Origin of the sequence: Sphingomonas paeninsulae (assembly GCF_003660165.1) — a bacterium.
In the GTDB taxonomy this organism is placed as follows: Bacteria; Pseudomonadota; Alphaproteobacteria; order Sphingomonadales; family Sphingomonadaceae; genus Sphingomonas_O; species Sphingomonas_O paeninsulae.
On the sequence record NZ_CP032829.1, the window covers coordinates 154,357 to 176,717 of the forward strand.

Below are 22,361 nucleotides of genomic sequence, written 5' to 3' on the forward strand. Positions count from 1 at the left end.
AGCATCGACATTCGGGGAGTGATGGCGGCGTTGCCCCATCGCTTCCCGATGTTGCTGGTTGATCGCGTCGAGGAACTCATCGTCGATGAGAGCATCGTCGCAATCAAGGCGGTGACAATCAACGAGCCTTTTTTTGCCGGTCATTTCCCGGGACGGCCAATCATGCCCGGCGTTCTGATCGTCGAGGCACTGGCGCAGGCCGCAGGAATCCTTGCGGTCGAATCACTTGGTCTCGCGGGAACGGGCAAGCTCGTTTACTTCATGGCAATCGACGGCGCGAAGTTTCGCAGTCCGGTCGAGCCGGGCGTCCTGCTCCGGCTCGAAGCCAGCTTCGTTCAAAAGCGCGCATCGGTCTGCAAATTTGCGGGTCGGGCGCTGGTCGATGGCAAGCTGGTTGCCGAAGCGAACTTTACCGCAATGATTGCCGATCCACCAAAATAAGTTTCGCCAATCACTTCGGTTGCGAACCCGTGCATCTCCCGCTATTGGCCGCGCTTCCTTTCAGGCTGGTCGGAACCAGCCGCTTACTCGAAAGTCACGTTGATGAAAAAAGACCTGCATCCCGAATATCACACGATCAAGATCAAGATGACCGACGGCACCGAGTTCGAAACACGTTCGACCTGGGGCAAAGAAGGTGATTTGATGACGCTTGAAATCGATCCTTCCTCGCACCCGGCATGGACCGGTGGCAAGGGCGCAATGCTCGATGCCGGTGGTCAGGTTGCACGCTTCAACAAGCGTTTCGGCGGACTTTCGCTCAAGAAATAACTGTCATACCGGGGCAGTGTTGGCGTTTAGCCAGGAGTTTGTGTTGACTGCCCCATTCGACAAATCGACCGGACATCGGCGCCGCCGTATCTTTCGCGCGGCGCTGGTGACTGTTCTCGCCGGCTCCATCCTCGGTGGATGTTCGAAGCCCGCAAAGAAAACACCGCCCACGCCCGAGGCCGGGTTTGTCGTGGTCAAAACACAGACCGTGCCTTTAACGGTCGAACTGGCTGGCCGCACATCCGCTTATGAGACATCGGAAGTGCGCCCGCAGGTGTCGGGCATCGTGCGTGAGCGATTATTTACCGAGGGTAGCGTCGTTCACGCTGGACAGACGCTCTATCGGATTGACCCGAGCCTTTATCGGGCCGCCGCCGCACAGGCGCAGGCCAATTTGCAAAACGCCAACGCAGTGCGCGAAGCCGCAGAGGCAAAAGCTAATCGCTATCGTCCGCTCGCAAAGATCGAAGCGGTCAGTCAGCAGGATTTGACCGACGCGTCGGCAGCAGCACGGCAAGCGGGGGCGGGTGTCGCCCAGAACCGGGCCGCACTCGATACCGCCAACATCAACCTGCGCTTCACAAAGATTGCTGCCCCCATCACCGGACGCGTCGGGCGATCAATTGTGACGACGGGCGCACTCGTGACATCATCGCAGGCTGATCCGATGACGACAATCCAACGGCTCGACCCGATGTTTGTCGATATTCAACAATCGAGCGCCGACCTTCTGGCTTTACGTCGCGCTCTGGCTTCGGGTGGACTTGGTGTTTCGTCCGCTGCGGTCAAGCTGACTTTGGAAGATGGCAGCGACTATGGTCCGACGGGAACGGTGCAGTTTGCCGAAGCCATGGTCGATGCAAACACCGGCAGTGTCACGCTTCGGGCCAAGTTCCCCAACCCTAACGGACTCCTGCTGCCCGGCATGTATGTGCGCGCAAAGCTGGCGCAAGGAACGGCCCAATCAGCCATTCTCCTGCCGCAGCAGGGAGTGTCCCGTGATGCCAAAGGCGGTGCGACGGTACTGGTCGTAGGGCCGGACAACAAAGCGGTGCAACGTAACGTCACGGCCGATCGCGCAATTGGCGCACAGTGGCTAGTCACTTCAGGCCTGAAGCCGGGTGATCGCGTTATCACCGAGGGGCTAATTCGGATCAAGGCTGGGCAGGCGATTAAGCCGGTCCCCGCAGGATCGAAGCCCGCACAGCCCGAACACGCTGCTTCCTGAATCCGTGTTGATGCGCGCTTTCATCGGGCTGGTTTGCGCAACCGCACTCACTGGCTGTAGCTTCGAGCCGAAATATATTCGGCCTGCTCATGCTGTTCCGCTGAGTTGGCCAGCGGGGGATGCCTATTTGCGCAATAGCGAGGCTACGCTTCCCAGCGTAACCTACAAAGACCTGTTCCGTGATCCCAAACTCCAGGCCATTATCGGTCGTGCGCTAGTCGATAATCAGGACATCGCGATCGCACTGGCCAATGTCGCTTCGGCCCGCTCGCAATACCGCGTTCAGCGTGCTGCGTTGCTTCCCGGCATCGATGCTTCTGCGGGCGTAACTACTGGGGATTCGGGCAGTTCATCGACGAACATAAACAACGGGACCGGCACGACAGTTTCAGGCGGAAGCAGCCGGCGAACGTCATACACAGCTCAGGTCGGGATATCCGCGTTCGAAGTCGACCTGTTCGGCCGTGTTCGCAATCTGACCAAAGCATCACTTCAGGAATATCTGGCGACTGAAGCTGGGGTGCGCGCCGCGCGTCTAACCCTCGTCAGCGAAATCGCCAGCACTTACCTGACTCTTGCAACCGATCGCAGCCTTCTTGGCATCGCCAATGATACGCAGGTCAGCGCATCGAAAAGTGTCGACCTGACCCGCGCCCGACTAAAGGGTGGCATCGCGCCCCGGACCGATTTACGACAGGCGGAAACCATTCTGGATCAGGCGCGGTCCGATGCTGCCAATTTGACTACTGTCGTTGCGCAAGATCGCAACGCGCTCGAACTGCTGGTCGGCGGCCCCGTCGCCGATGCCGAACTGCCTTCCTCGATCGAGAGCATCGACACGCTTTTGGGCGAGCTTCCCGCCGGATTGGGTTCTCAAATCCTGTTGCGTCGCCCCGATGTTGTCGAGGCAGAATATCGGCTGCGTGCAAACAACGCGCGTATCGGCGCTGCCCGTGCCAATTTTTTCCCGACGATCAGCCTGACCGCACTGGCCGGGTTTGCCAGCACAGCGCTGTCATCACTGTTTACAGGCAATGCCTTCGCATGGTCCGTTGCCCCATCCGCTTCATTGCCACTGTTCGATGGTGGGGCAAATCGCGGCAATCTGGCATTTGCCAACGCGCAGCGTGATCTGACCGTCGCTCAGTATAAACAAACAGTGCAGACGGCTTTTCGCGAGGTTGCCGATGCTCTTGCCCGGCGCGGTACTATCGACAGGCAGACGCAGGCTCAGATCGACTTGGAAACGGCAGCGCGAGACAGCGATTTTCTCGCCGAGGCACGCTACAAAGAAGGCATCGACACTTTCCTCAATCGCCTGGATTCACAACGCACGCTCTATACGGCGAGACGCGCACTTGCCTCGGCAAGGCTGCTGCGCGCCGACAATCTCGTGACGCTTTACCGTGTCCTTGGTGGCGATATGCTGATCGACGGCGAGCCGGCCCCATCGCTCCCTGCTGGAACGGTCAAAGCAAAGGGCTGACAAGACGGGCGATGTTCTCGCCGACCTTGTGAAGCGCCGGTCGTCGCTTCCAACGTGCAGCTTCTACTGGATCACTCGCGTTCAGATACCCGCGCTGAATAGCCTCCAGCGGTTCCACGGCATCGCGACCATAGAGCACAAGGCTGACCTCCTCGTTAAGCTGAAACGAACGAATGTCGACGTTGCTCGATCCTATCACCGCGACCGAACCGTCAATGCTGACGTTCTTTGCGTGCAACAGGAAGTGGCGAAACCGGTGGATACGAACGCCGCCGTCCAACAGTTCCTGATAATAGGAGCGCTGCGCCAAGTTGACGAGTTTCTGATCGGCGATGGCCGACACGACGAGATCGACGACCACCCCGCGAAGAACAGCGGTGCGCATTGCGCTCAGCAAATCCTCGTCTGGAATAAGATATGGGGTCGTTATCAGGACATGACGTTCGGCCCGGTGGATTTTCCACACCAGAAAGGTCTGAAACCCCTCACATTTATAATCCGCGCCACTAGGCAGGAGTTGCGCGGTAACGTTACCGATTGTTGGGGGCAGGGCGATGTCCTCCTCCAGCATGACTTCGGTTTCCAGATACCAGTCCGCCATGAATGCCCCGGTCATTTCCGCAACAATGGGTCCGGTTACGCGCGCGACGAGTTCGTGATTGGTTACGCCGGGACGAAAATCCTTGGCGACGATGTTCTGCGACCCGGCGTATCCGATGATACCATCGATCAGGAACAGTTTACGGTGATTGCGCATATCGCGCCGCGTCCGTCTGCGCAGAAGGCGAAACGGCAAAGCTTCACGTATCTCTATCCCTGCGGCCTGCAAATCGCGGCGCGTACCCTTTAGCCATTTGTATGAACCGACTGGATCGATCAGCACATGGCAATCCACGCCACGCGCTTTGGCCCGGCCCAGCGCTTCGATCACCTTCATTCCCGTCGCATCGTTTGCGAAGAGGTAAACGAGAATGCGAACGTGAAATCTGGCGCCGTCGATATCTCTTATCAGGCGATCGAACACATCATCATAATCGTCGATAAGCTCGACGGCATTGCCGCCGACCTTTGGCATACCGCCGACACGCTGGACAAGGGCCGCGCTTTCTTCAAAGCCATCGGCCCGGACTGCCGGGGTAAGCCTAGTCCGCAAACGATCGTAAAACCCTGAAAGATTCGCAAATCTTTCGGTCCGCCATTGTGGAAATTTGGGACGTCCGATCGCCGCATAGAATAATGCCCCCGGCACCGGCAGAAAATAAATCAGCAGAAGCCAACTGCGCGTTGCTCCGGGTGAACGGCGGAACGGCACGACCAGCGTCATTCCGATGCGAATGATCCATTCGACTATCAGATAACCAGTGCCGAGATCGGGAGACAAAGGGATGAACATGCTTCACGATAGCCAAAGCATGGAACCATGATACCCCCAGTCATTCTGCCGACCAATCAGATTGCGCTTCTCAAAATGTGATGATTGCGTCACAGGCCACCAACTCGGTTTTTTGGAAGATTGAAACATGGCAAAGATGCTCGAACAGTTTACCGTCAAGCGCGCGAAAGATGGCTTTCTGCTGACGATCGAAGATGAGTCCGGGTCAGTGACGAAGCTTTTGGCCGACGAAGATCAGCTTGTTGAAATCGTTGATGAGATCGAGCGCGCGCAGGAACTGGAAGAAGCCGATGGCGACGAGGACGATGCTGACGAAGACGACGAATAGCACTTCGATCTGATGGCTTCCGGGAGCAAGATGGAACCGTCATAGGGTTTGGCGCTTTGCCGTTCTGACAAGGAGAAACCAATGTCCGATACACCTCCCGAAAAGCCAGCCGTTAAAAAACGTGCCCCGGCTGTAAAGAAAGCAACTGCGACCACTGCTGCAAAGCCTGCGGCAGCGAAGCCAGTTGGGAAAGCGGCCCCTAAAGCTGCTGCGGTAACTCCGGCTATTGCAGCACCGGCCTCCGCACCCCCCGCGAAGGTCGCGGCCAAGCCTGGACCGAAACCCAAGGTTCCGACGCGTCATCGGGCAAAACCAGCATCGCGCGCACCGGCAAAACCTCGTACAACCCCGGTGGCGAAACCGGCACTCCTCGCCAAACCGTCAATTAAACAGGCTGCTGTCGTTGCAGCGGGGACCGGCGGTGTGCTCGCGGCACTTGGCGCGGCTTTCTTTCTCTGGCGCGCGAGTAAAGCCGATCAGCCCGACTATAAGCTGATCGAACGCGACGGTGATTTCGAAATCCGCGAATACCCCGGCCTCGTCACAGCGGCGACCGAAGCGCGCGGCCCCCGCGATGCGGCGCTGGAACGGGGATTCAAAATCCTTGCCGATTATATCTTTGCAAAGTCCCGGAATGGCGAAAAAATCGCGATGACTGCTCCGGTGCTGTCGGATGGCAGCAGCAAATCGGGATGGCGCACGCGTTTCATTATGCCGGCAGGTAAGACGCGTGCCGACCTGCCAACGCCACCATCGGGTGTTACGCTCGCAAACGAGCCACCGCGTCGCGTCGCTGCCGTTCGTTTTTCTGGACGGGCCGACGACGCCGATCTTGCCGCCAAAGAAGGTGCGCTGCGGTCGTGGCTTGAACTCAGAACCTTCCCTAGCGAAGGCCTCGCCGAACACGCGTTTTACAATTCGCCAGTGATGCCCGGCCCCTTGCGCCGTAACGAAGTCATCATCACCCTCAGCACGCGCTGACCTATTCGGCGGCGGTGGGAACGCCCTCAGGCGCTCTCCCACCGCCATTCGTGAACCGCCGCCTCAAACGGGGACCAATGCGGGCTTCGAACCCGATTGCAAGGCTGAACAGCGGCGGCACAATGACCAGCGTCAGCACGGTCGACAGCAACAGTCCGCCGATCACGACAATTCCCATTGGCGCGCGCCAACTCCCGTCCCCGGAAAAGCTGAGAGCAATCGGCAGCATTCCCGCGACCATCGCCACCGTTGTCATGACGATCGGCTGTGCCCGTTTATGACCGGCGTCCAGAATAGCGGTGGTCCTGTCTATCCCCTTGTTCATTTCCTCGAGCGCAAAATCGACGAGTAGAATCGAGTTCTTCGCGACGATGCCGAGCAGCATCAACAGCCCGATCAACACGGGAAGTGACAGGGGATTACCCGTCAGATGCAGCGCGATTGCGCCCCCCAATGGCGCGAGCAACAGCGACCCCATGTTCACGAATGGCGGAAGAACGCGGCGATAAAGCAGCACCAGTACCGCAAAGACCAACAATACCCCTGACAGGACAGCCTTGATAAAATTGCCCATCATTTCGGCCTGAAACTTGTCATCGCCAAAACTGACCCGTGCAACACCCTGCGGCAGATTCTTCATCGTCGGAAGCGCGTCGATCTCTTTCGATGCAGTGACCACACCCGGCGCAAAATCCGCTCCGATCGCAAGTCGTCTGTTTTGATTATACCGGCGCAGGACTGAAGGGCCGGCCCCAAATCCGATTTCGGCCACCACCTTCAACGGCACCGACCCGCCACTGACTGTCGGTACCGGCATATTTTCGATGGTGGAAAGGTTCGTCCGCGCAGTTTCGTCGAGCATGACGCGGATCGGTATCTGGCGATCCGACAATGAGAATTTCGCCGCATTCTGATCGATCTCGCCCTGCGTGGCGATCCTGATCGTCTGGCTGAGTGCGGTGGTCGTCACCCCAAGATCGGCAGCGACATCGAGCCGTGGCTTGATCGTCACCTCTGGTCGCTGCAGGTCGCCGTCGATCCGTGGCGCGCGCAATTCCTTCAGATGGCTCATTTCCTCGACAAGCTTTTGGGCTGTACGGGTAACGACATCAGGATCGCTGCCCGCCAACATGATTGACACGTCACGGCCAAGGCCACCGCTCTGGCTTTGAAAGGTCACGCGCGCGTCCGGTATTTCGCGCAGCTTCGCGGCCATGCTGCGCTCGAACTCGACACTCGTGACGGTGCGATCTTTCCTCAGAGTAATGAAGACGTTGGCGCTGCCGACGCTGACATCGCTGAATGCGGCCGCAACTTCCGGCGCACGGTGCAGCACACGCGACACCTGATCGGCAACGACCTCTGTCTGGTGGAGGGTCGCGCCCGGCGCCATCTCGATCTTGACCTGGCTATAGTCAGTGTTGACCGTCGGCTGTCCCGTGAACTGGAGCGTTCCAAACGCCAATATAGTCAGCAGAAACGCAGCAAAGCCAATGCCCATCACCCATGTCCGATGATCGGCAAGTCGCGCGAAATGACGTTTGAATCCAACTTTCTGACGAACCGCAGCGGACTTCCCCTTGTCCAGCGACCAGCGCAGCAACGCCATATAGCGGTGCATCAGCGGGCTCTCACCGTGGCTGGCCGCTCCGTGACTTTTCAGGAAATAGGCCGCCACCATCGGCGTAATCAAGCGCGCGACGGCAAGGCTGACAAGCACTGCGGCAACGATTGTCAGACCGAATTGCTTGAAAAATTGGCCCGACACACCCGGCATCAACCCGACCGGCAGGAACACGGCAACGATGCTCATTGTCGTCGCCATCACCGCCAGCCCGATCTCATCCGCCGCGTCGATAGATGCCTGATACGCCGTCTTGCCCATGCGCATATGTCGCACGATATTCTCGATCTCGACGATGGCATCATCGACCAAAACGCCCGCCACAAGGCTGAGTGCCAGCAGGCTGATACCGTTCAGCGTAAAGCCCATCAGGTTCATGAACCAGAACGCCGGGATAGCCGACAATGGAATTGCCAGCGCCGATATGGCCGTGGCCCGCCAGTCGCGCAGGAACAGGAACACGACCAAAACGGCGAGGACGGCCCCCTCCCACATCGCATCAATCGCTGAGTGGTATTGCTCCTTGGTATAATCAACGCTCGTATAAAGCTGCGTGAAGTGGATTTTCGGGTTCTCTTTCTCCAGCGCTTTCAGGACGGCCAATCCTTCGTCGTAAACCGCGACGTCGGACGCCCCCTTCGATTTCGCCAACGAAAAGCTCAGTACCTGTCGACCGTTCATCTTCGCGACCTGGCGCTGTTCGGCATAAAGGTCGCGCACCGTTGCGATATCGCTGAGCTTGACCGAGCGCCCGCCGCCAATGGAAATCATCGTCTCACCAAGCGAAAACGCATTCTTGGCATTGCCGATAACGCGAACCGCCTGTTCTGACCCGGCGATTTCGGCCCGCCCGCCCGCGGCATTCAGGTTCATCGAACGCAACTGTGCGTTGACCTGAGCAGCGGTAATCCCCTGACCCTGCATAAGAACGGGATCGAGGACCACACGAATTTCGCGGCTGACACCACCCGAACGCTGGATTGCGGCCATTCCTGAGACAGTCAGCAGTCGTTTTGCTACGGTGTTATCGACATACCAGCTTAGCTGTTCGAGCGTCATATCCACCGCTTCTGCAGAGAAGAAGGCGATCGGGCCGCCATCGATATCGATCCGCGTCACCTGAGGTTCGAGTATCCCATCGGGCAAGTCGCCACGGATATTGGCAATGGCATCGCGCACATCATTGACGGCACGATCGACCGATGTTCCGATGTTAAACTGGACGAACGTCTGCGAACTGCCTTCGTCGATACGCGTCGACATATCCTCGACGCCATTGATCCCACGAAGAGCCGCTTCGACCTTTTGCGCAACCTGCGTTTCCATTTCCGTGGGTGCGGCACCGGGTTGATTGACGACAACCTGTGCGGCGGGAAAGGCAATGTCGGGGTTATTGTTCACGCTCATCTGCATGAAGCTGACGATTCCGGCGAGCGTCAGGGCGACAAACAGCACGATCGGGGCAACGGGATTGCGGATCGCCCAAGCGGAAATGTTGCGGAAGCTCATCGGTCTTATCCTCGTTCCGCGACTGTATTATCTCGGCAATACAGCGGCTGCAAGAACTTTGATTTTGATTTCCTTGAACAACGCCGGGACGGTTGCAGCCAGTGGAAGTGGTTACCGGCTCCTTCAAGGTAGGGGAAAGGCAGTCAGACAGTCGACCGATAACATCTGCACATTCCGCCGATAAAACGCCCCAAGACGATGTTAAGGGTTGTTTGACACGAAAGGACTATCATCCCTCCAGCGAGGGAATAGCTATGGCTTCTAACGTGTGGCGAATACTTCCGGTTTTACCGGGTATGGACGAAAAACGATCGGCACCGCGTCTGGTCGTTTCCGTGACCAGAGCAAGCGTCCGAAAGATTACCGAGCAACCTGCAGAGGCTTCACTCGCCGACCTTTCGATCTATGGATGCAAAATCGAATCCCCGCTCGATCACGATGCAGGAGAGTCTGTCTGGCTGCGCTTTGTCGGCGCAAATCCCATCCATGCGACGATCGTCTGGAACGAAAAGGGATATGCCGGATGCCGTTTCGACGAGCCCATCGAGAATAGCCTGTTCAGGTCGTTGACCCAGTCCATGACCGGATAATTGCCGGCCTGATCATCGCCGGCCTGATTATCGGGCACCTGAAAAACGGCCCATCATTTCGATGCCGCCGCGATAGCTTCCTGCACGCGGGCATAGGCAGCACCCAATGGGTCGCTTTCGCCCAGCAGCGCGAACGTGCCGTTCAATGTAAAAAAGCAATGCCCGTGAACGGTAGCGAGCAGCGAGCGCGCCAGTGCATCGGCCTGCGACTGTGCATGATCGGGCAGGGCGGCGGCAACTTCCGCAACCACGATATCGATAATGGCGGTCAGCTTCGCTTCGTACCCCTCCGGCAGCCTTTGTTCCTGTGGAAGGCGAAAGTCGTAAAGCGCCGCCCACGCATGGCGATGGATAATGGCATATTCGAAATACGCCTCGATTGCCGCGTGAAGACGGTTGTCGCTGGTCGTTTCAAGACGTTGTTCAAGGTGATAGCGCCACTGGTCGAGCGTCCGCCCGTTGATCGCAACCACCAGCATATCGAGCGAACCGAAAACGTTATAGATCGTGCCAACCGAATAACCGATGCGCTTGGCTACCTCTCGCGCAGAGAAATGCGCATAGCCGACCTCGGACATCTGGCGATGGCCTTCTGCCACGATCATCGCCTGCAATTCGGCACGGCTATGGTCGGATCGACGTCCCATCGATCACGACTGCTTTCGAACGAATGGGTATTTTAACTGGGCAAGATAACCGGTCGGCACTTTTTCGGGAACGCCATAGCCCTTGGGCCAAACGCTCTTCGGCAAATAATATGTACCGAAAATGCGGTCGAGCCACGGGAAATGTATCGCGAAATTCTTGTCCACACCTTCGGCCTCGATCGCGTGATGCCAATGGTGGAAACGCGGCACGACCAGCCAGCGGCCAAGACCATCGAAATCCCCGCGCAGATTGGCATGGATCAGCGACGAATAGACATAAACCACCGCGACATAGGTCTGCATTACTGAGGGCAAAAAGCCGAACGTCAACAACGGAAGCGACGTCACGCCGCGCAACAGGATGATCTCGACGAAATGCATCCGCGCACCCGCCAGCCAGTCCATCGACTTTGCCGAATGATGGACCGCGTGGAAGCCCCAAAGGAACGGGACGCGGTGAAACATGCGATGGAACCAGTATTGGCAAATGTCGGTCAGAACCATCGCCATAATGAACTGGACGACCCACGGGAGCGCACCGATCCATGCCCGCATCGCACCGAAATTGCTGGTGTTGGCATTGATATACCCGGACGGCGCGAGAGCCAGGAAGGTGATTATCTGGACAAGCATCGAGCTGAGCAGATAATAGAACAGGTCTTCGCGCCATTCGCTACGGAACAGGCGCTGGCTGGCCTGATGCGGGAAAATACGCTCGATCGGCGCGAACATCAGTCCTGTTGCGACCATATTTACCGCAAAGAAGTCGATTCCGAAGAATATTCCCCAGCTTTGCGTGTCGTGCGGCTGGACGTTGGCTCCGCCAAGGAACGACGCCACGAGCGCGATCACCAGTGCGGTCATACCGATCGATTTGCGGGGACGCAGCAACAGGCTGAGCAGGGCAAGCGCGTAACTGGTCAGCAGGGTTACGTGGACAAGCAGGCGAAAGCCCGTCCAGTCCCGGATAACGACAAGCTGGGGCATCGCGAACCATTCAGGCCAGCGCAGGGCGGCCACAAAGCACAGGCCGACGACCGCAAGCACGATCGCAAAAAACCCCGAAAACCAGCCGGAACCGAATCCCCGCGCTTCGATAGGGGCCTCCAGATCATGAGCCAGTCGTTTGATAAATGATTGGGCCATGAACCGCGCTCCCACTGTTGACCGGTCATACCCTATACCGATCGCACTATGGATAAGCGGTTAATTGAGCAGCGTCCAATATTTTAATTGAACAATGATTATTTTGCGTGTAGCGCGGCAGGATAGGGAGCAGCCCATGTTTATTCTGTTCGTTGGATTGGTCATCGGTTTCGTCTTGCTGATGGATGCACGGTCGAAGATTTCCCGGCTCCAGACGCGGGTGAATTTACTCGAACAGGGAGGCTCCTTCGAAAGCGCTGCACCGCTCAGGGTTGAAGCCAGTGAAACTCCAGTTGCGCCGGAACCAATCAATCTCGAATTGAAACCAATTCCGGTCGAGATACCTGCCATCGCACAACCTCAAATCACGCCTGACCGTGTGCACTCGTTTGCCCCTGACCCCAAACCGAAACAGAGCTGGTCGTTCAACTTCGAAGATCTGTTCGGCCGCCGTCTGCCGATCTGGGCCGGTGGTATCACCCTTGCCATCGCCGGTGTGCTGATCGCCAAATACGCGATCGACGCAGGGGTCATGAAAATATTTACGCCTTGGGTTCGCGTCGTCGGCGGTCTGCTTTTCAGCGCGGGTCTAATCGCTGGAGCCGAACTGGCATCGCGGCACGAAAAGTACGTCAATGATCCGCGCATCCGTCAGGCACTGTCGGGCGCAGGCATCGCGACACTGTATGCCACGGTCCTTGTCGCTGCGAACGTCTATGCGCTGATCGGTCCCTTTGCCGCGTTCGTCGCACTTGCCGCCGTCACCGCAGGTGCACTCGCACTGTCGATCCGTTTTGGCGCGCCCAGTGCGGTGCTGGGGCTGGCCGGTGGCCTTGCCGCACCCGCAATGGTCGGCGGGATGCAACCTAATGTGCCGATGCTCGCAGTCTATCTCGCGCTGACGATCGCCGGTCTTGCGGGCGTATCGCGGATGCAGCGCTGGGCATGGCTTGGCATTATCGCGCTTGCAGGGGGTGCTGGCTGGAGCTTGTGGATGATCGTCGCGTCGAGCGCGTTGGACACTATGGCGTCGCTGTCCCTTGGCGGGCTAGTGCTTTTGCTGGCGATCGGCCTGCCGATGCTTGTGCTCAATGGTCCGCGCGCCACGCTATTCCGTTCGGCCACCACGCTGGTGGGCGCGGCACAGCTCGCGTTAATGGTCGCACTCGGCGGGTTCTCGATGCTCAACTGGGGATTATTTGCGCTACTCGCTGCGGCGGGTCAGTGGCTGAACTGGCGCGAGCGTGGCTTTGCGATTGTTCCCACGATCGGGCTTGTCTTGTCGGCGGCGCTGCTGATTGCGTGGCCTGATCCTGCACTATCGGATTTCGTGATCGTTGGCTTGGCACTCGCGCTGATCCATGGCGGACCGCTAATGCTCTCTGTGTGGAAGACGCCGCCTGTCCTTCAACGCATGGTCGAACTGTGCGGGCTGGCGCTTGCGGTTCTGATGGTGCCCTTTGTCCATTATTATCCGTTCTTTTTCCACCAGACGCCACGTGATATGGAGTTTGCGTGGCTCTCGTTAGGGGCCAGCTTGATCCCCGCAACGGCGCTCGCGCTGGGTTGGACGCGTGATGATCGTGGTGGCGACCGTCGCTTTGCCCTGGCAACGGCCACGACAGCGATACTTCTGGGTGTAGCGTTCTGTTTTGCGACTCCTGATTGGCTGTGGCCGATCGGGCTCGCTGCAATCGGAGCCAGCATTCTGTTCTTTGGCGAGCAGGCTAAAGATGTTCGGACGCAAACTGTGGCGGGCGTGTTTGCGGCAATCGCAGTCCCTTTGCTCGCAGTCACCGGCATCGCCTCGTTCAACGATTGGGAGCGACTGGCGGGAATCGAGCATGAGATCACCGAGCCTATGGCATTTGTGCGCTGGGCATTCCTTGCCGGCGTGGCGGTGATCTTTGCGATTAGGGCGCGACCGGGACGGGTGGCAAAGCTGGCCCAGATTTTTGCAACGCTGCTGATCTATGGAGCCATGGCTCAGATCCTGCCTGTCGGGTTGCTACCGTTGGTGCCGCCCATCGCACTGGTTTGTCTTGCCGCGGTACATTCACGGATCGGCTGGCCACAATTGGCACCAGCTTCCGGAACACTCGGCATCTTGATTACCGCATGGGCACTCTGGCCGGCCGGAATCTGGTTGACTGGGGCGCTGGCATCGCTTGGCGGCGTTCCGATGGTCCTCGACCCTAATACGCTCACGGCAGCCATGATCGGAAAACAGTTGCTGATCCCGGCGCTGCTGGTTGGCGTCGCCCTGTGGCTATGGCGGGCGCAGATGGGTCAGGTGGCTTTACGCGTTTCAGCCACAGGTGCGGCGATTATGGGAATAATTGCGGTCCATGCCCTTTACCGGATCGGCTTTGCGAGCGCCTTAGGAGCCGACTTTACCCGCTATGGAATGACACAGCGGATCATGTGGGAGGCATTACTGATCGGAGCGGGCTGGGGTCTGTCGCGCGGATCAGGAACGTTCGGTCGTCGCCTCGCCGCGATTATGCTGATCGCTGCGGGGGCATTGCACACGGCTTGGTACACGTTGTTGGTGTACAATCCCTTGTGGGCGACACAGGCCGTCGGTGGCTTACCTGTCATAAATCTGATCGCTCCGGCGTTCGGGCTTTTGTTTGCCAGCGTCTTGCTAATTCGGCGGATGCTGCCTGATCGGGGCGAGCGGTCCTTTCAGTGGCTCATCATGATACTGGTTGCCGGGTTCACCTGGGCGACATTACGACAGGCTTTCCACGGCACATTGCTGGTCGCGCCGGGAGTGTCCGGGGCCGAAGACATCCTGCGCTCGATCCTTGCCATCGGGCTGGCGGTTGGTTTCCTCCTATGGGGTATCCGTACACAGAGCCGGGATTGGCGGATCGCGTCGCTCGTCCTGTTGATCGGTGCCGTCGGCAAAGTATTTCTGTTCGACGCTTCCGGCCTTGAAGGACTGATGCGGATCGGTTCGTTCATCGCACTTGGTTTCAGCCTGATCGGGATCGGCTGGCTATACAGTCGACAATTGACCCATGATGCCGCCGCAAAGATAACCGAATAACTACAAAGTCGCATTAGATCCATTCGAGGTTAGGGCGTCCAAACGGGGAATTGTTCGAATGTCTGCACCTGATCTGTCGTTGCTCGGCAAGCGCCGCTTTGCGCCCTTGTTCGTCGTTCAATTCCTAGGGGCGTTCAACGATAACGTCCTTAAGTTCTCGTTGCTGTTTCTTGCCAATTTCACGATTTATGCAGGGCAGTCGGGCAAGGCGGAGATGCTGGCAACGCTCGCTACCGGACTCTTCATACTCCCATATTTCCTGTTCTCGTCGATTGCGGGACAAGTGGCCGACGCCTGGGACAAGGCCAAACTGGTCCGGCTGGTGAAGGCGGCCGAAGTTGTCATAATGGCTATCGGGCTGGGCGGGTTCTGGTGGGAATCGATACCCGTCATCATGGCCGCGCTGTTTTTAATGGGCTGCCATTCGACAATCTTCGGGCCGGTCAAATATTCGATCATGCCGCAGCATCTGCGCGCCGATGAGGTAATGGGCGGGACTGGACTGATCGAGGCGGGGACGTTCCTTGCGATCCTCGGCGGCCAATTGCTCGCAGGAATTCTCTTGCCGCGCGATGCAGCAATGACGGCACTGGCCCTTGCTGTCGTGGGGTTTGTCGTCAGTCTGGCAGTCCCCTCGGCGCCATCAACTGCTCCCGGGCAAAAGATCGAGCTGAATATTTTCAAAGGAACATGGGCAATTCTGAAGTCGGCGCAGGGCGGCCGCGGGGTTTGGCTGAGCATTCTCGGGATAAGCTGGTTTTTCGCGGTAGGTGCCGTGATCCTGTCCGAATTCGCGCCGCTGGTGAGTGGAACGCTCGCCGCCAAACAGGAAGTCGTCACACTATTCCTGCTCGTGTTCTCGATCAACATCGCAATCGGATCGCTTGTCGTGAACCGTTTACTGAAGGGAGAAGTCTCGGCGCGCTTCGTTCCAATTTCCGCGCTGGTAATGGCAGTCTGCATGATCGACTTGTGGATCGCGACCCGTGGTTACGACATTCAGGCTCGCGATGCTTCTATCGCAATGTTCCTGAACAGCGCGGGGTCGTGGAACATCCTGTTAGCGTTGGCGGGGGTCGCCTTCGCCGGTGGTATGTTCATCGTGCCACTTTACGCGATCCTGCAAACACACAGCGCTCCCGAAGCGCGGTCGCAGATCATTGCCGCCAACAATATCGTTAATGCGGTACTGACGGTTGCAATCGTAGCGGTCACGGCGGGATTGCTTGCGGCTGGTGTAAGCGTGCCGGGAATTATCGGGGCACTGGGGTTTGCGACGCTGTTCGTGGCGCTGATTGCGTGCTGGCTGCTGCCCGAGACGATCTTCAAAAGCATGGTGAAAGCGATGTTGCGCTTCGCCTATCGCGTCGAGATCGCAGGGTCGGAGAACATGCCGAAACCGGGGGAGGGCGCTGTTGTCGTCGTCAATCATGTGTCGTTTCTCGACGGGTTGCTATTGGCGGCATTTCTACCGGGCAAACCAACGTTTGCGGTGGCAACCTCAATTGCAAAGACTTGGTGGATCAAACCAATGCTAAAGCTGTTCGATGCGTTTCCGGTTGATCCGACCAACCCGATGTCGGCCAAGCGGATGGTCAAAGCCGTGCGTGAGGGGCGAACGCTTGTGATTTTCCCCGAAGGCCGGATCACGGTGACCGGCGCACTGATGAAGGTGTTCGATGGCCCCGGAATGGTCGCCGACAAATCGGACGCGCCGATCATACCGGTGCGGATCGACGGGGCGCAGTTTTCGTCGTTTTCCTATCTGCGCGGCAAGGTACGGCTGCGTGCGTTTCCAAAGATCAAGCTGACGATATTGCAGCCGCGCCGGTTCGTGATCGAGGGCGAAATGTCGGCACGAACCCGGCGTGCGATTGCCGGACGCAAACTGTACGATGTGATGAGCGAGATGATTTTCGCGACGTCGGATATCGACCGTTCGCTGTTCGGCGCGCTGATCGACGCGCGCAAGATACACGGGCGCAAGGCGAAAGTTGTCGAAGATATCAAGCGCGAACCCATGAGCTACGACCGGCTGATTATTGCCAGCTATGCGTTGTCGCGGCCACTTGCTGCGGTGACGAAACCGGGTGAAGCGATTGGCGTATTGCTTCCAAACGTCGCGGGCGTCGTAGTGACTTTGTTCGGGTTGCAGGCAATAGGTCGGGTACCGGCGATGCTGAATTACACGGCGGGCCTGACGAACATTCGTGCTGCCTGTAGGGCGGCTGGCGTCCAGATCATCGTTACAGCGCGTGCATTTGTTGCGCAGGCCAAGTTGGACGATGTCGTTGCGGGATTAATCGCCGATGGGCTGCGGGTTCTCTATCTGGAGGACATCGGCGCGACCATCGGCATCGGCGCAAAACTGCGCGCGCTGATCGTTTCGAGATTTGCGGAAAGCAATCTTCGTCGTCAGCGGATCGACCCCAACGCCCCTGCGGTGATCCTGTTCACCAGCGGGTCGGAGGGATTGCCGAAAGGCGTTGCGCTGTCGCACCGCAACCTGATCGCCAACATCCAGCAGCTTGCGGCGCGGATCGATTTCAACAGTTCGGATACCGTGCTGAATGCGCTGCCGGTATTTCACAGTTTCGGACTGACAGGCGGCACTTTGCTGCCGGTACTGAACGGCATCGAGACGCTGTTATATCCAAGCCCGCTGCACTATCGGATCGTTCCGGCGCTCGCGTACGACAGCAATGCGACGATCCTGTTCGGAACCGACACATTCCTGTCCGGCTACGCAAGAATGGCGCACAGTTACGACTTTTATTCGCTGCGCTATATTTTTGCCGGCGCCGAACGCGTGCGTGATGAGACGCGTAAAATCTATGCCGAGAAGTTTGGGTTACGCATCCTCGAAGGTTACGGCGCGACCGAGGCGGGCCCGGTGATTGCGGTCAACACGCCGATGCACTTCCGCGCCGGAAGTGTCGGTCGCTTGTTACCGGGCATCGAAGGCCAATTGGAGGCGGTACCGGGTATAGAAGAGGGCGGCCGACTTTCGATCCGGGGGCCAAACATCATGGCCGGATATTACAAGTCGGATGCGCCGGGATTGTTGCAGCCTCCAAAAGGCGGCTGGCATGACAGTGGCGATATCGTGACGATCGATGACGATGGCTTCGTGACGATCCGGGGACGGGCAAAACGCTTTGCCAAAATCGGCGGTGAGATGATCTCGCTGCCGGCCGTCGAGGGCTATGCGGCGGCTTGCTGGCCGGGGTTCGACCATGCCGTCGTAACGCGGCCCGACCCACGAAAAGGCGAGCAACTGGTGCTGTTCACGACCAATCCAGCGGCTAAGTTTGGCGCCTTGTCTATGTGGGGGAAGGCCAACGGGATTGCGGAGATTTCTATTCCGCGTGACATTCGGAACGTAGAGGCGCTGCCTGTGCTGGGGACGGGCAAAATCGATTATGTAACGATGGGGGAAATGGTCGGTTGAGATTCCGGCCCGGAGATTGGAAGCTGTAGCCGCGTCCCTGATGGCAAAACTCTTGGAAGGAATGGAGATGAACAAATATTTCCAGGCCACGCTGACCGGATTGTTGTTGGCCAGCCCAGGAACCAGCTTTGCAGCGGGATCGCCGATCGGCACATACAGATTGCAGGATGGTCCTGATGTAGCGTCCGAAATTGCGCTGCATGCGGACGGGACTTTTCAATATTTCCTGATGGCGGGTTCGTTGGACGAGGCTTCCAAAGGGCGATGGACGGCAAAGGGCAAGGCGTTGCATCTGGTGACCATACCCAAACCTGTGGCGGCGGTCTTTTCTGCTGGGACGGTTGCCAGATCGACCGATGCGCCTCTGATCCTGCACGTTGTGGGACAGAAAGGCGGCGGCATTGCTGCGGTAGATCTGAAGGTCGGCTTCGATGCTGGGAAGCCAGTTGAGGATTATACGCAGGATTATGGCTGGACGCTTTCGACGGATGAAAAGCGGGTACCACGCTGGGTAGAGTTCGGCGTGCCAATCTATCAGCTTCGATCGCAGCGATTTGTGATCGAAGTCAGCAAGGGCAATGTGCTCACGTTCGTGCTGACGCCCAACGATCTGGGTGTGATCGATTTCACTGGCTGGCAGATTGACATCCAGCCGGGGAAACTGATCGTCCATCGGGGTGAGCAGTTGCTGACCTATGAAGCAGCGGGGCGGTAAGATGCGATCCAGTATCTTACCGCCCCTAAAAGGCAATATCAGGCCACTGTATTAGCTCGATAAAGCTTTTAAACTTTGGCTAGAGCTGGCGTTGCACGGCGACGTCTCAACGTCCCTCCTGCAACACCGAAGCCACCGATCATCATTGCCCATGTCGCTGGCTCAGGAGCCGCACCTACCGCGCCCGTGCCACCACCTGTTTGAGTTGCCTCGCCAACGTTAAGTAAATCGAATGCCCAGTCTGTATTGCGCCCGTTGAAATTGCCGCTGTCTTGAAATCCGTCAGAAAGGTTCGGGCCAACGGCGAAGTTACTGTAAGCCTGAATCGAAACCGTGTAATCTCCCACTCCAAGAGCAGAAGAGAAAAACGTATCGTAATGCGCGCCCGTTACGCTGTCGGCCGCGACATTTGAGCCACCGTCATCATTCTCTCCTATTTTAGCGCCAGTAGAATCGAACAGAGCGAGAATTGGATCGAATCCCCCTTCTGGGATCGCAGCGCCGGCTGCATTGGTTCCACCGGCATACGACCAGGTTCGTAATGTAACGGTCGACGGCGAACCAACGGCGAAGGTGAAAGTCTGGACGTCATTCGGATTGGTGAACGCGCCGGTAAAAGAGAAATCGGCCGCCAAAGCGGGCGTTGCCGCCGTGGCAGCTAACAACAAAAGTGCATAACGGAATTTCATAAAATATCCCCTCATTGCGATAAGCGCGAACGATGCGCGAAATATTCGCCGGCATGCATAACCTTTGCCTCGCCGGGCTTCGGGGTCATTGCCCCATACGCGATACGACTCGTTAATTTAACGTTAACCATGATATGGCCGAATGCAATAATGAGCGATCAATCAATCGTGCCATCATGGGATTGCAATTGCCTAACAAAATAGAGCGATGCTAGCGGGGGTTATGACCGCACCGCATCCAACCGACACATATCAGGGCCAGATAATACATCATGGATGCCCCGTCCTGATGCTTGTTTATAACGGCTGGGACGACGTTATCGCTGGGCTGACCGCTATGCAGTCGAATGTCCAAAATCTGTGGCTCATCGATAATGGTTCGACGATAGATAGAATCGACGAAGTGCGGCAGTCATTCCCTGACGTGCGGATCATATCGACGGGCGCAAACCTCGGTTGGGCGGGCGGGTATAATCATGCGATTAGCATTGCCGACGCGGAGGGTTTGGACACCGTCTATCTTCTGAACAGTGACGCAATCCCCCGCGCAGGTGCTGTCGATCAAGCCATAAAAACATTGCTTTCGGGTCCGGACATAGCGGCAGTGGGCAGCATGATGCTCCACCACAACGGCACACGCGCGTTTTTCGATGGCGACTGGCATTGGGACAACAAGCAGGCCACGCCATCTTTAAGGGAAGATGTGCGTGAGGTTCGGACCATTCATGGCGGAGGCTTCGCGCTTAACCTCAGCGCTTACCGCGACATCGGCCCCTTTCATGAGGATTACTTCCTGTATCACGAGGAAACCGACTGGTGTCTGAGAGCTAGAGCGGCAGGTTGGCAACTATTGGTCGATTGCAAATCGCGGGTCGACCATGAAGGGGAGGGGTCGAGCACCGGTTTCAACCGCCTTTATTACATCGCGCGTAATCGTTTTTTGGCGAAACGCCGCGGGATCGCCCTGCGAGATCGCAAGGAAAGCGCAATGTCGATCATAGAATACGAATACCTCGGATCAATCGGGCAAAGCCATTCCGAACGGATTGCGATAACCAATGGGCTGATCGATGGCCTGCGTGGTCGGTTCGGACAGCGCAAGACCATCTATCCGGCGATGGTCACAGCGCCACTTGCCGCGCTATTGCCTTCTGTTTTCAGGTTAAAACGCAAATTGGGTTTATGAACCGATAATCAAACTGATTGCCGTGCCTTTATCCTGTCGTAAACCTCTCTAAAACCAGCACCGATCGTTGACGCAGCAGCGAGCTTGTCCATGCGCTGTCCGAAATAACGCCGATCCTCCTCAATCAAACTAAAGCAACCAAGCTCGTCCTTAATTTCCTGCGCCAACGCGGTCTTGAATGGCTTGACGCTGCGCCAGTGCGAATACCAGGCCATGTGGCATCGATCAGCAAACTTTGCGAATATCTGCCGGTCAGCAAACGGTACGATATTCGAACGTCCGAGATACGATAGCACTAACCAGAACTTCAGTCGCAACGCGCGTTGATTTAAGAATGCCTCACGGATCAGCGCCGCCGATAAACGTCCAGGGTCGGTGGTCATATCAAGATTATTGACCTGATTTCCCCCGTGTATCCGATGAAAAACGATCGCGTCATCGACATAGACAAGGCCGTCCGAATAAATAGCATCAAGCGCCATCAGCCAATCAAACGTCAAAGGTGACGCGAAGGCAGCCGGATTAAGTGATGACCGCCGGACAACCATTGCATGGCCAGAGAACATCGGCTCGATCAACGCGCGCAACTTCAATGCAGGATCCAGCGGGCGGTTCAGCCTGTCCAGTAACGACGTCCCCAGACGCTTCCCGTCCTTATCGATCAGCTCCGATCGACCGATGGCCATCGCACCATCGCCAATTGCCGCTAACAACTTGTTATTGCGCTCAGGATCCCAGATGTCGTCCTGATCGGCGATCGCCACAAACTCTCCACATGCGGCCTGCGACAAGGTGAGCAGTCGGTTTGCTTGTCCAGCCCTGCCAGAGGCGGCCAGCACCGAAACCCGCTGATCGGCCGCAGCATAACTATCCGCAATGACCATACTAGCGTCGCTTGAGCCATCATCGAGGATCAGAAGTTCGAAATCTTGATGGGTCTGCGTCAGGATCGAATCGATCTGCTCCCGCAAAAACAAGCCGCCATTGTAGGTCGGCAAAATGATCGAAAGCAGCGGGGTCATCGAATGCAGCCTGGTATCCTACGGAGCAAACGCGCCCTAGCCCGAGTTTAACAGCGTCCCCCAACTTGGCTATGTGAGGGGGCAAAACCAATGCTGAGGCCACCGTCGCATTCGATTGTCGCGCCCGTCATGCACGAGGATGCCCGACTGGCCAAGAAGATCGCAGTTCCGTGTCGCCTTGTTTCCCAGTTCTGATAGCACGGATGCGGTCATCTTAGTGTGAAAGAAGCCCGAAGCGATCGCGTTTACGAGGATGTTGGCTGGCGCAATCTGCTTTGCGAAATATCGCGTAAGCATGAGCACGCCAGCTTTGGAAGCTGCATAAGCATATGATTCAAAGGATGGCGGACGAATTTCGTCAATTGGCGCAATGTTTATAACGCGCTGGCGCTTGTTTGGTCGCGTCGCGATCCTGCACTGTATCTGGCCGCGCCTAACGGTCCGCTAGCTCAGTTCCAATGATTGGGAATTCCCAATCATTGGAACTGTAACAAACTCGCAATTTAAGTGTCACTCGCCCCCCGTAGGCGCGGCATCGAT

18 protein-coding genes are annotated in these 22,361 nt (G+C 57.4%); 11 read left to right on the top strand and 7 right to left on the bottom strand.

The annotated features are described in order from the left end of the window. The first annotated feature begins 3 nt into the window (after positions 1 to 3). The 4 genes from fabZ to D3Y57_RS06105 all read left to right on the top strand — a co-directional run bounded on the left by fabZ (position 4) and on the right by D3Y57_RS06105 (position 3,485). Positions 4 to 441, top strand: a complete 438-nt coding sequence (fabZ, locus tag D3Y57_RS06090; protein WP_430739056.1) for a 3-hydroxyacyl-ACP dehydratase FabZ — start codon at positions 4 to 6, stop codon at positions 439 to 441. A gap of 102 nt (positions 442 to 543) precedes the next feature. Beyond that, entirely contained in the window at positions 544 to 771 is a 228-nt protein-coding gene (gene rpmE / locus D3Y57_RS06095) for a 50S ribosomal protein L31 (RefSeq protein ID WP_121152246.1), read from the top strand. A 43-nt stretch (positions 772 to 814) separates the two neighbouring features. Further along, positions 815 to 1,999 carry an efflux RND transporter periplasmic adaptor subunit gene (locus D3Y57_RS06100; RefSeq protein ID WP_488349817.1) on the top strand — a complete coding sequence of 395 codons (1,185 nt, stop codon included), beginning with the start codon at positions 815 to 817 and terminating at the stop codon, positions 1,997 to 1,999. 7 nt (positions 2,000 to 2,006) lie between these two features. Further along, positions 2,007 to 3,485 (top strand): efflux transporter outer membrane subunit, encoded by a 1,479-nt coding sequence (locus tag D3Y57_RS06105; RefSeq protein WP_430739024.1) that lies wholly within the window; start codon positions 2,007 to 2,009, stop codon positions 3,483 to 3,485. Here the strand turns inward: D3Y57_RS06105 and cls are convergent. Further along, complete coding sequence (cls, locus tag D3Y57_RS06110; protein WP_121152249.1) at positions 3,469 to 4,878, bottom strand: cardiolipin synthase; 1,410 nt, start codon at positions 4,876 to 4,878, stop codon at positions 3,469 to 3,471. The two genes, D3Y57_RS06105 and cls, sit on opposite strands and share 17 nt — an antisense overlap. Before the next feature lie 127 nt (positions 4,879 to 5,005). On the opposite strand from cls, the gene D3Y57_RS06115 reads away from it, so the two are divergent. Together D3Y57_RS06115 and D3Y57_RS06120 are read left to right on the top strand one after the other, a co-directional pair. Further along, the gene (locus D3Y57_RS06115) at positions 5,006 to 5,206 is read left to right on the top strand and encodes a hypothetical protein (protein WP_121152250.1); all 201 of its coding nucleotides are present in this window, start codon (positions 5,006 to 5,008) and stop codon (positions 5,204 to 5,206) included. Between the two features lie 81 nt (positions 5,207 to 5,287). Continuing rightward, entirely contained in the window at positions 5,288 to 6,187 is a 900-nt protein-coding gene (locus tag D3Y57_RS06120; RefSeq protein ID WP_121152251.1) for an SOUL family heme-binding protein, read from the top strand. Position 6,188: 1 nt separating this feature from the next. Here D3Y57_RS06120 and D3Y57_RS06125 read toward each other — a convergent pair whose 3' ends face one another. Further along, positions 6,189 to 9,320 carry an efflux RND transporter permease subunit gene (locus D3Y57_RS06125; RefSeq protein WP_121152252.1) on the bottom strand — a complete coding sequence of 1,044 codons (3,132 nt, stop codon included), beginning with the start codon at positions 9,318 to 9,320 and terminating at the stop codon, positions 6,189 to 6,191. A 254-nt stretch (positions 9,321 to 9,574) separates the two neighbouring features. Here D3Y57_RS06125 and D3Y57_RS06130 point away from each other — a divergent pair, with 254 nt between their 5' ends. Further along, positions 9,575 to 9,910 carry a PilZ domain-containing protein gene (locus D3Y57_RS06130; protein ID WP_121152253.1) on the top strand — a complete coding sequence of 112 codons (336 nt, stop codon included), beginning with the start codon at positions 9,575 to 9,577 and terminating at the stop codon, positions 9,908 to 9,910. Positions 9,911 to 9,963: 53 nt separating this feature from the next. Here the strand turns inward: D3Y57_RS06130 and D3Y57_RS06135 are convergent, their stop codons facing one another. Both D3Y57_RS06135 and D3Y57_RS06140 read right to left on the bottom strand, forming a co-directional pair. Beyond that, entirely contained in the window at positions 9,964 to 10,557 is a 594-nt protein-coding gene (locus D3Y57_RS06135; RefSeq protein WP_121152254.1) for a TetR/AcrR family transcriptional regulator, read from the bottom strand. A gap of 3 nt (positions 10,558 to 10,560) precedes the next feature. Then, a complete protein-coding gene (locus D3Y57_RS06140; RefSeq protein ID WP_121152255.1) occupies positions 10,561 to 11,703 on the bottom strand; it encodes a sterol desaturase family protein in 1,143 nt (380 codons plus the stop codon). A gap of 136 nt (positions 11,704 to 11,839) precedes the next feature. On the opposite strand from D3Y57_RS06140, the gene D3Y57_RS06145 reads away from it, so the two are divergent. The 3 genes from D3Y57_RS06145 (at position 11,840) to D3Y57_RS06155 (ending at position 18,924) form a co-directional block, all read left to right on the top strand. Further along, on the top strand, positions 11,840 to 14,758 hold the full coding sequence (locus tag D3Y57_RS06145) for a DUF2339 domain-containing protein (protein ID WP_162987002.1): 2,919 nt from the start codon (positions 11,840 to 11,842) through the stop codon (positions 14,756 to 14,758). A 58-nt stretch (positions 14,759 to 14,816) separates the two neighbouring features. Continuing rightward, complete coding sequence (locus D3Y57_RS06150) at positions 14,817 to 18,209, top strand: acyl-[ACP]--phospholipid O-acyltransferase (RefSeq protein ID WP_239025953.1); 3,393 nt, start codon at positions 14,817 to 14,819, stop codon at positions 18,207 to 18,209. A 67-nt stretch (positions 18,210 to 18,276) separates the two neighbouring features. Beyond that, the gene (locus tag D3Y57_RS06155) at positions 18,277 to 18,924 is read left to right on the top strand and encodes a hypothetical protein (protein ID WP_162987003.1); all 648 of its coding nucleotides are present in this window, start codon (positions 18,277 to 18,279) and stop codon (positions 18,922 to 18,924) included. Between the two features lie 68 nt (positions 18,925 to 18,992). Here the strand turns inward: D3Y57_RS06155 and D3Y57_RS20795 are convergent, their stop codons facing one another. After that, a complete protein-coding gene (locus tag D3Y57_RS20795) occupies positions 18,993 to 19,628 on the bottom strand; it encodes a DVUA0089 family protein (RefSeq protein WP_239025954.1) in 636 nt (211 codons plus the stop codon). A gap of 274 nt (positions 19,629 to 19,902) precedes the next feature. Here D3Y57_RS20795 and D3Y57_RS06165 point away from each other — a divergent pair, with 274 nt between their 5' ends. Further along, the gene (locus D3Y57_RS06165) at positions 19,903 to 20,799 is read left to right on the top strand and encodes a glycosyltransferase family 2 protein (protein WP_162987004.1); all 897 of its coding nucleotides are present in this window, start codon (positions 19,903 to 19,905) and stop codon (positions 20,797 to 20,799) included. 8 nt (positions 20,800 to 20,807) lie between these two features. Here D3Y57_RS06165 and D3Y57_RS06170 read toward each other — a convergent pair whose 3' ends face one another. Together D3Y57_RS06170 and D3Y57_RS21575 are read right to left on the bottom strand one after the other, a co-directional pair. Continuing rightward, positions 20,808 to 21,821 (bottom strand): glycosyltransferase, encoded by a 1,014-nt coding sequence (locus D3Y57_RS06170; RefSeq protein WP_121152259.1) that lies wholly within the window; start codon positions 21,819 to 21,821, stop codon positions 20,808 to 20,810. Between the two features lie 69 nt (positions 21,822 to 21,890). Continuing rightward, the gene (locus tag D3Y57_RS21575) at positions 21,891 to 22,244 is read right to left on the bottom strand and encodes an SDR family NAD(P)-dependent oxidoreductase (RefSeq protein ID WP_121152260.1); all 354 of its coding nucleotides are present in this window, start codon (positions 22,242 to 22,244) and stop codon (positions 21,891 to 21,893) included. Positions 22,245 to 22,361 lie beyond the last annotated feature (117 nt).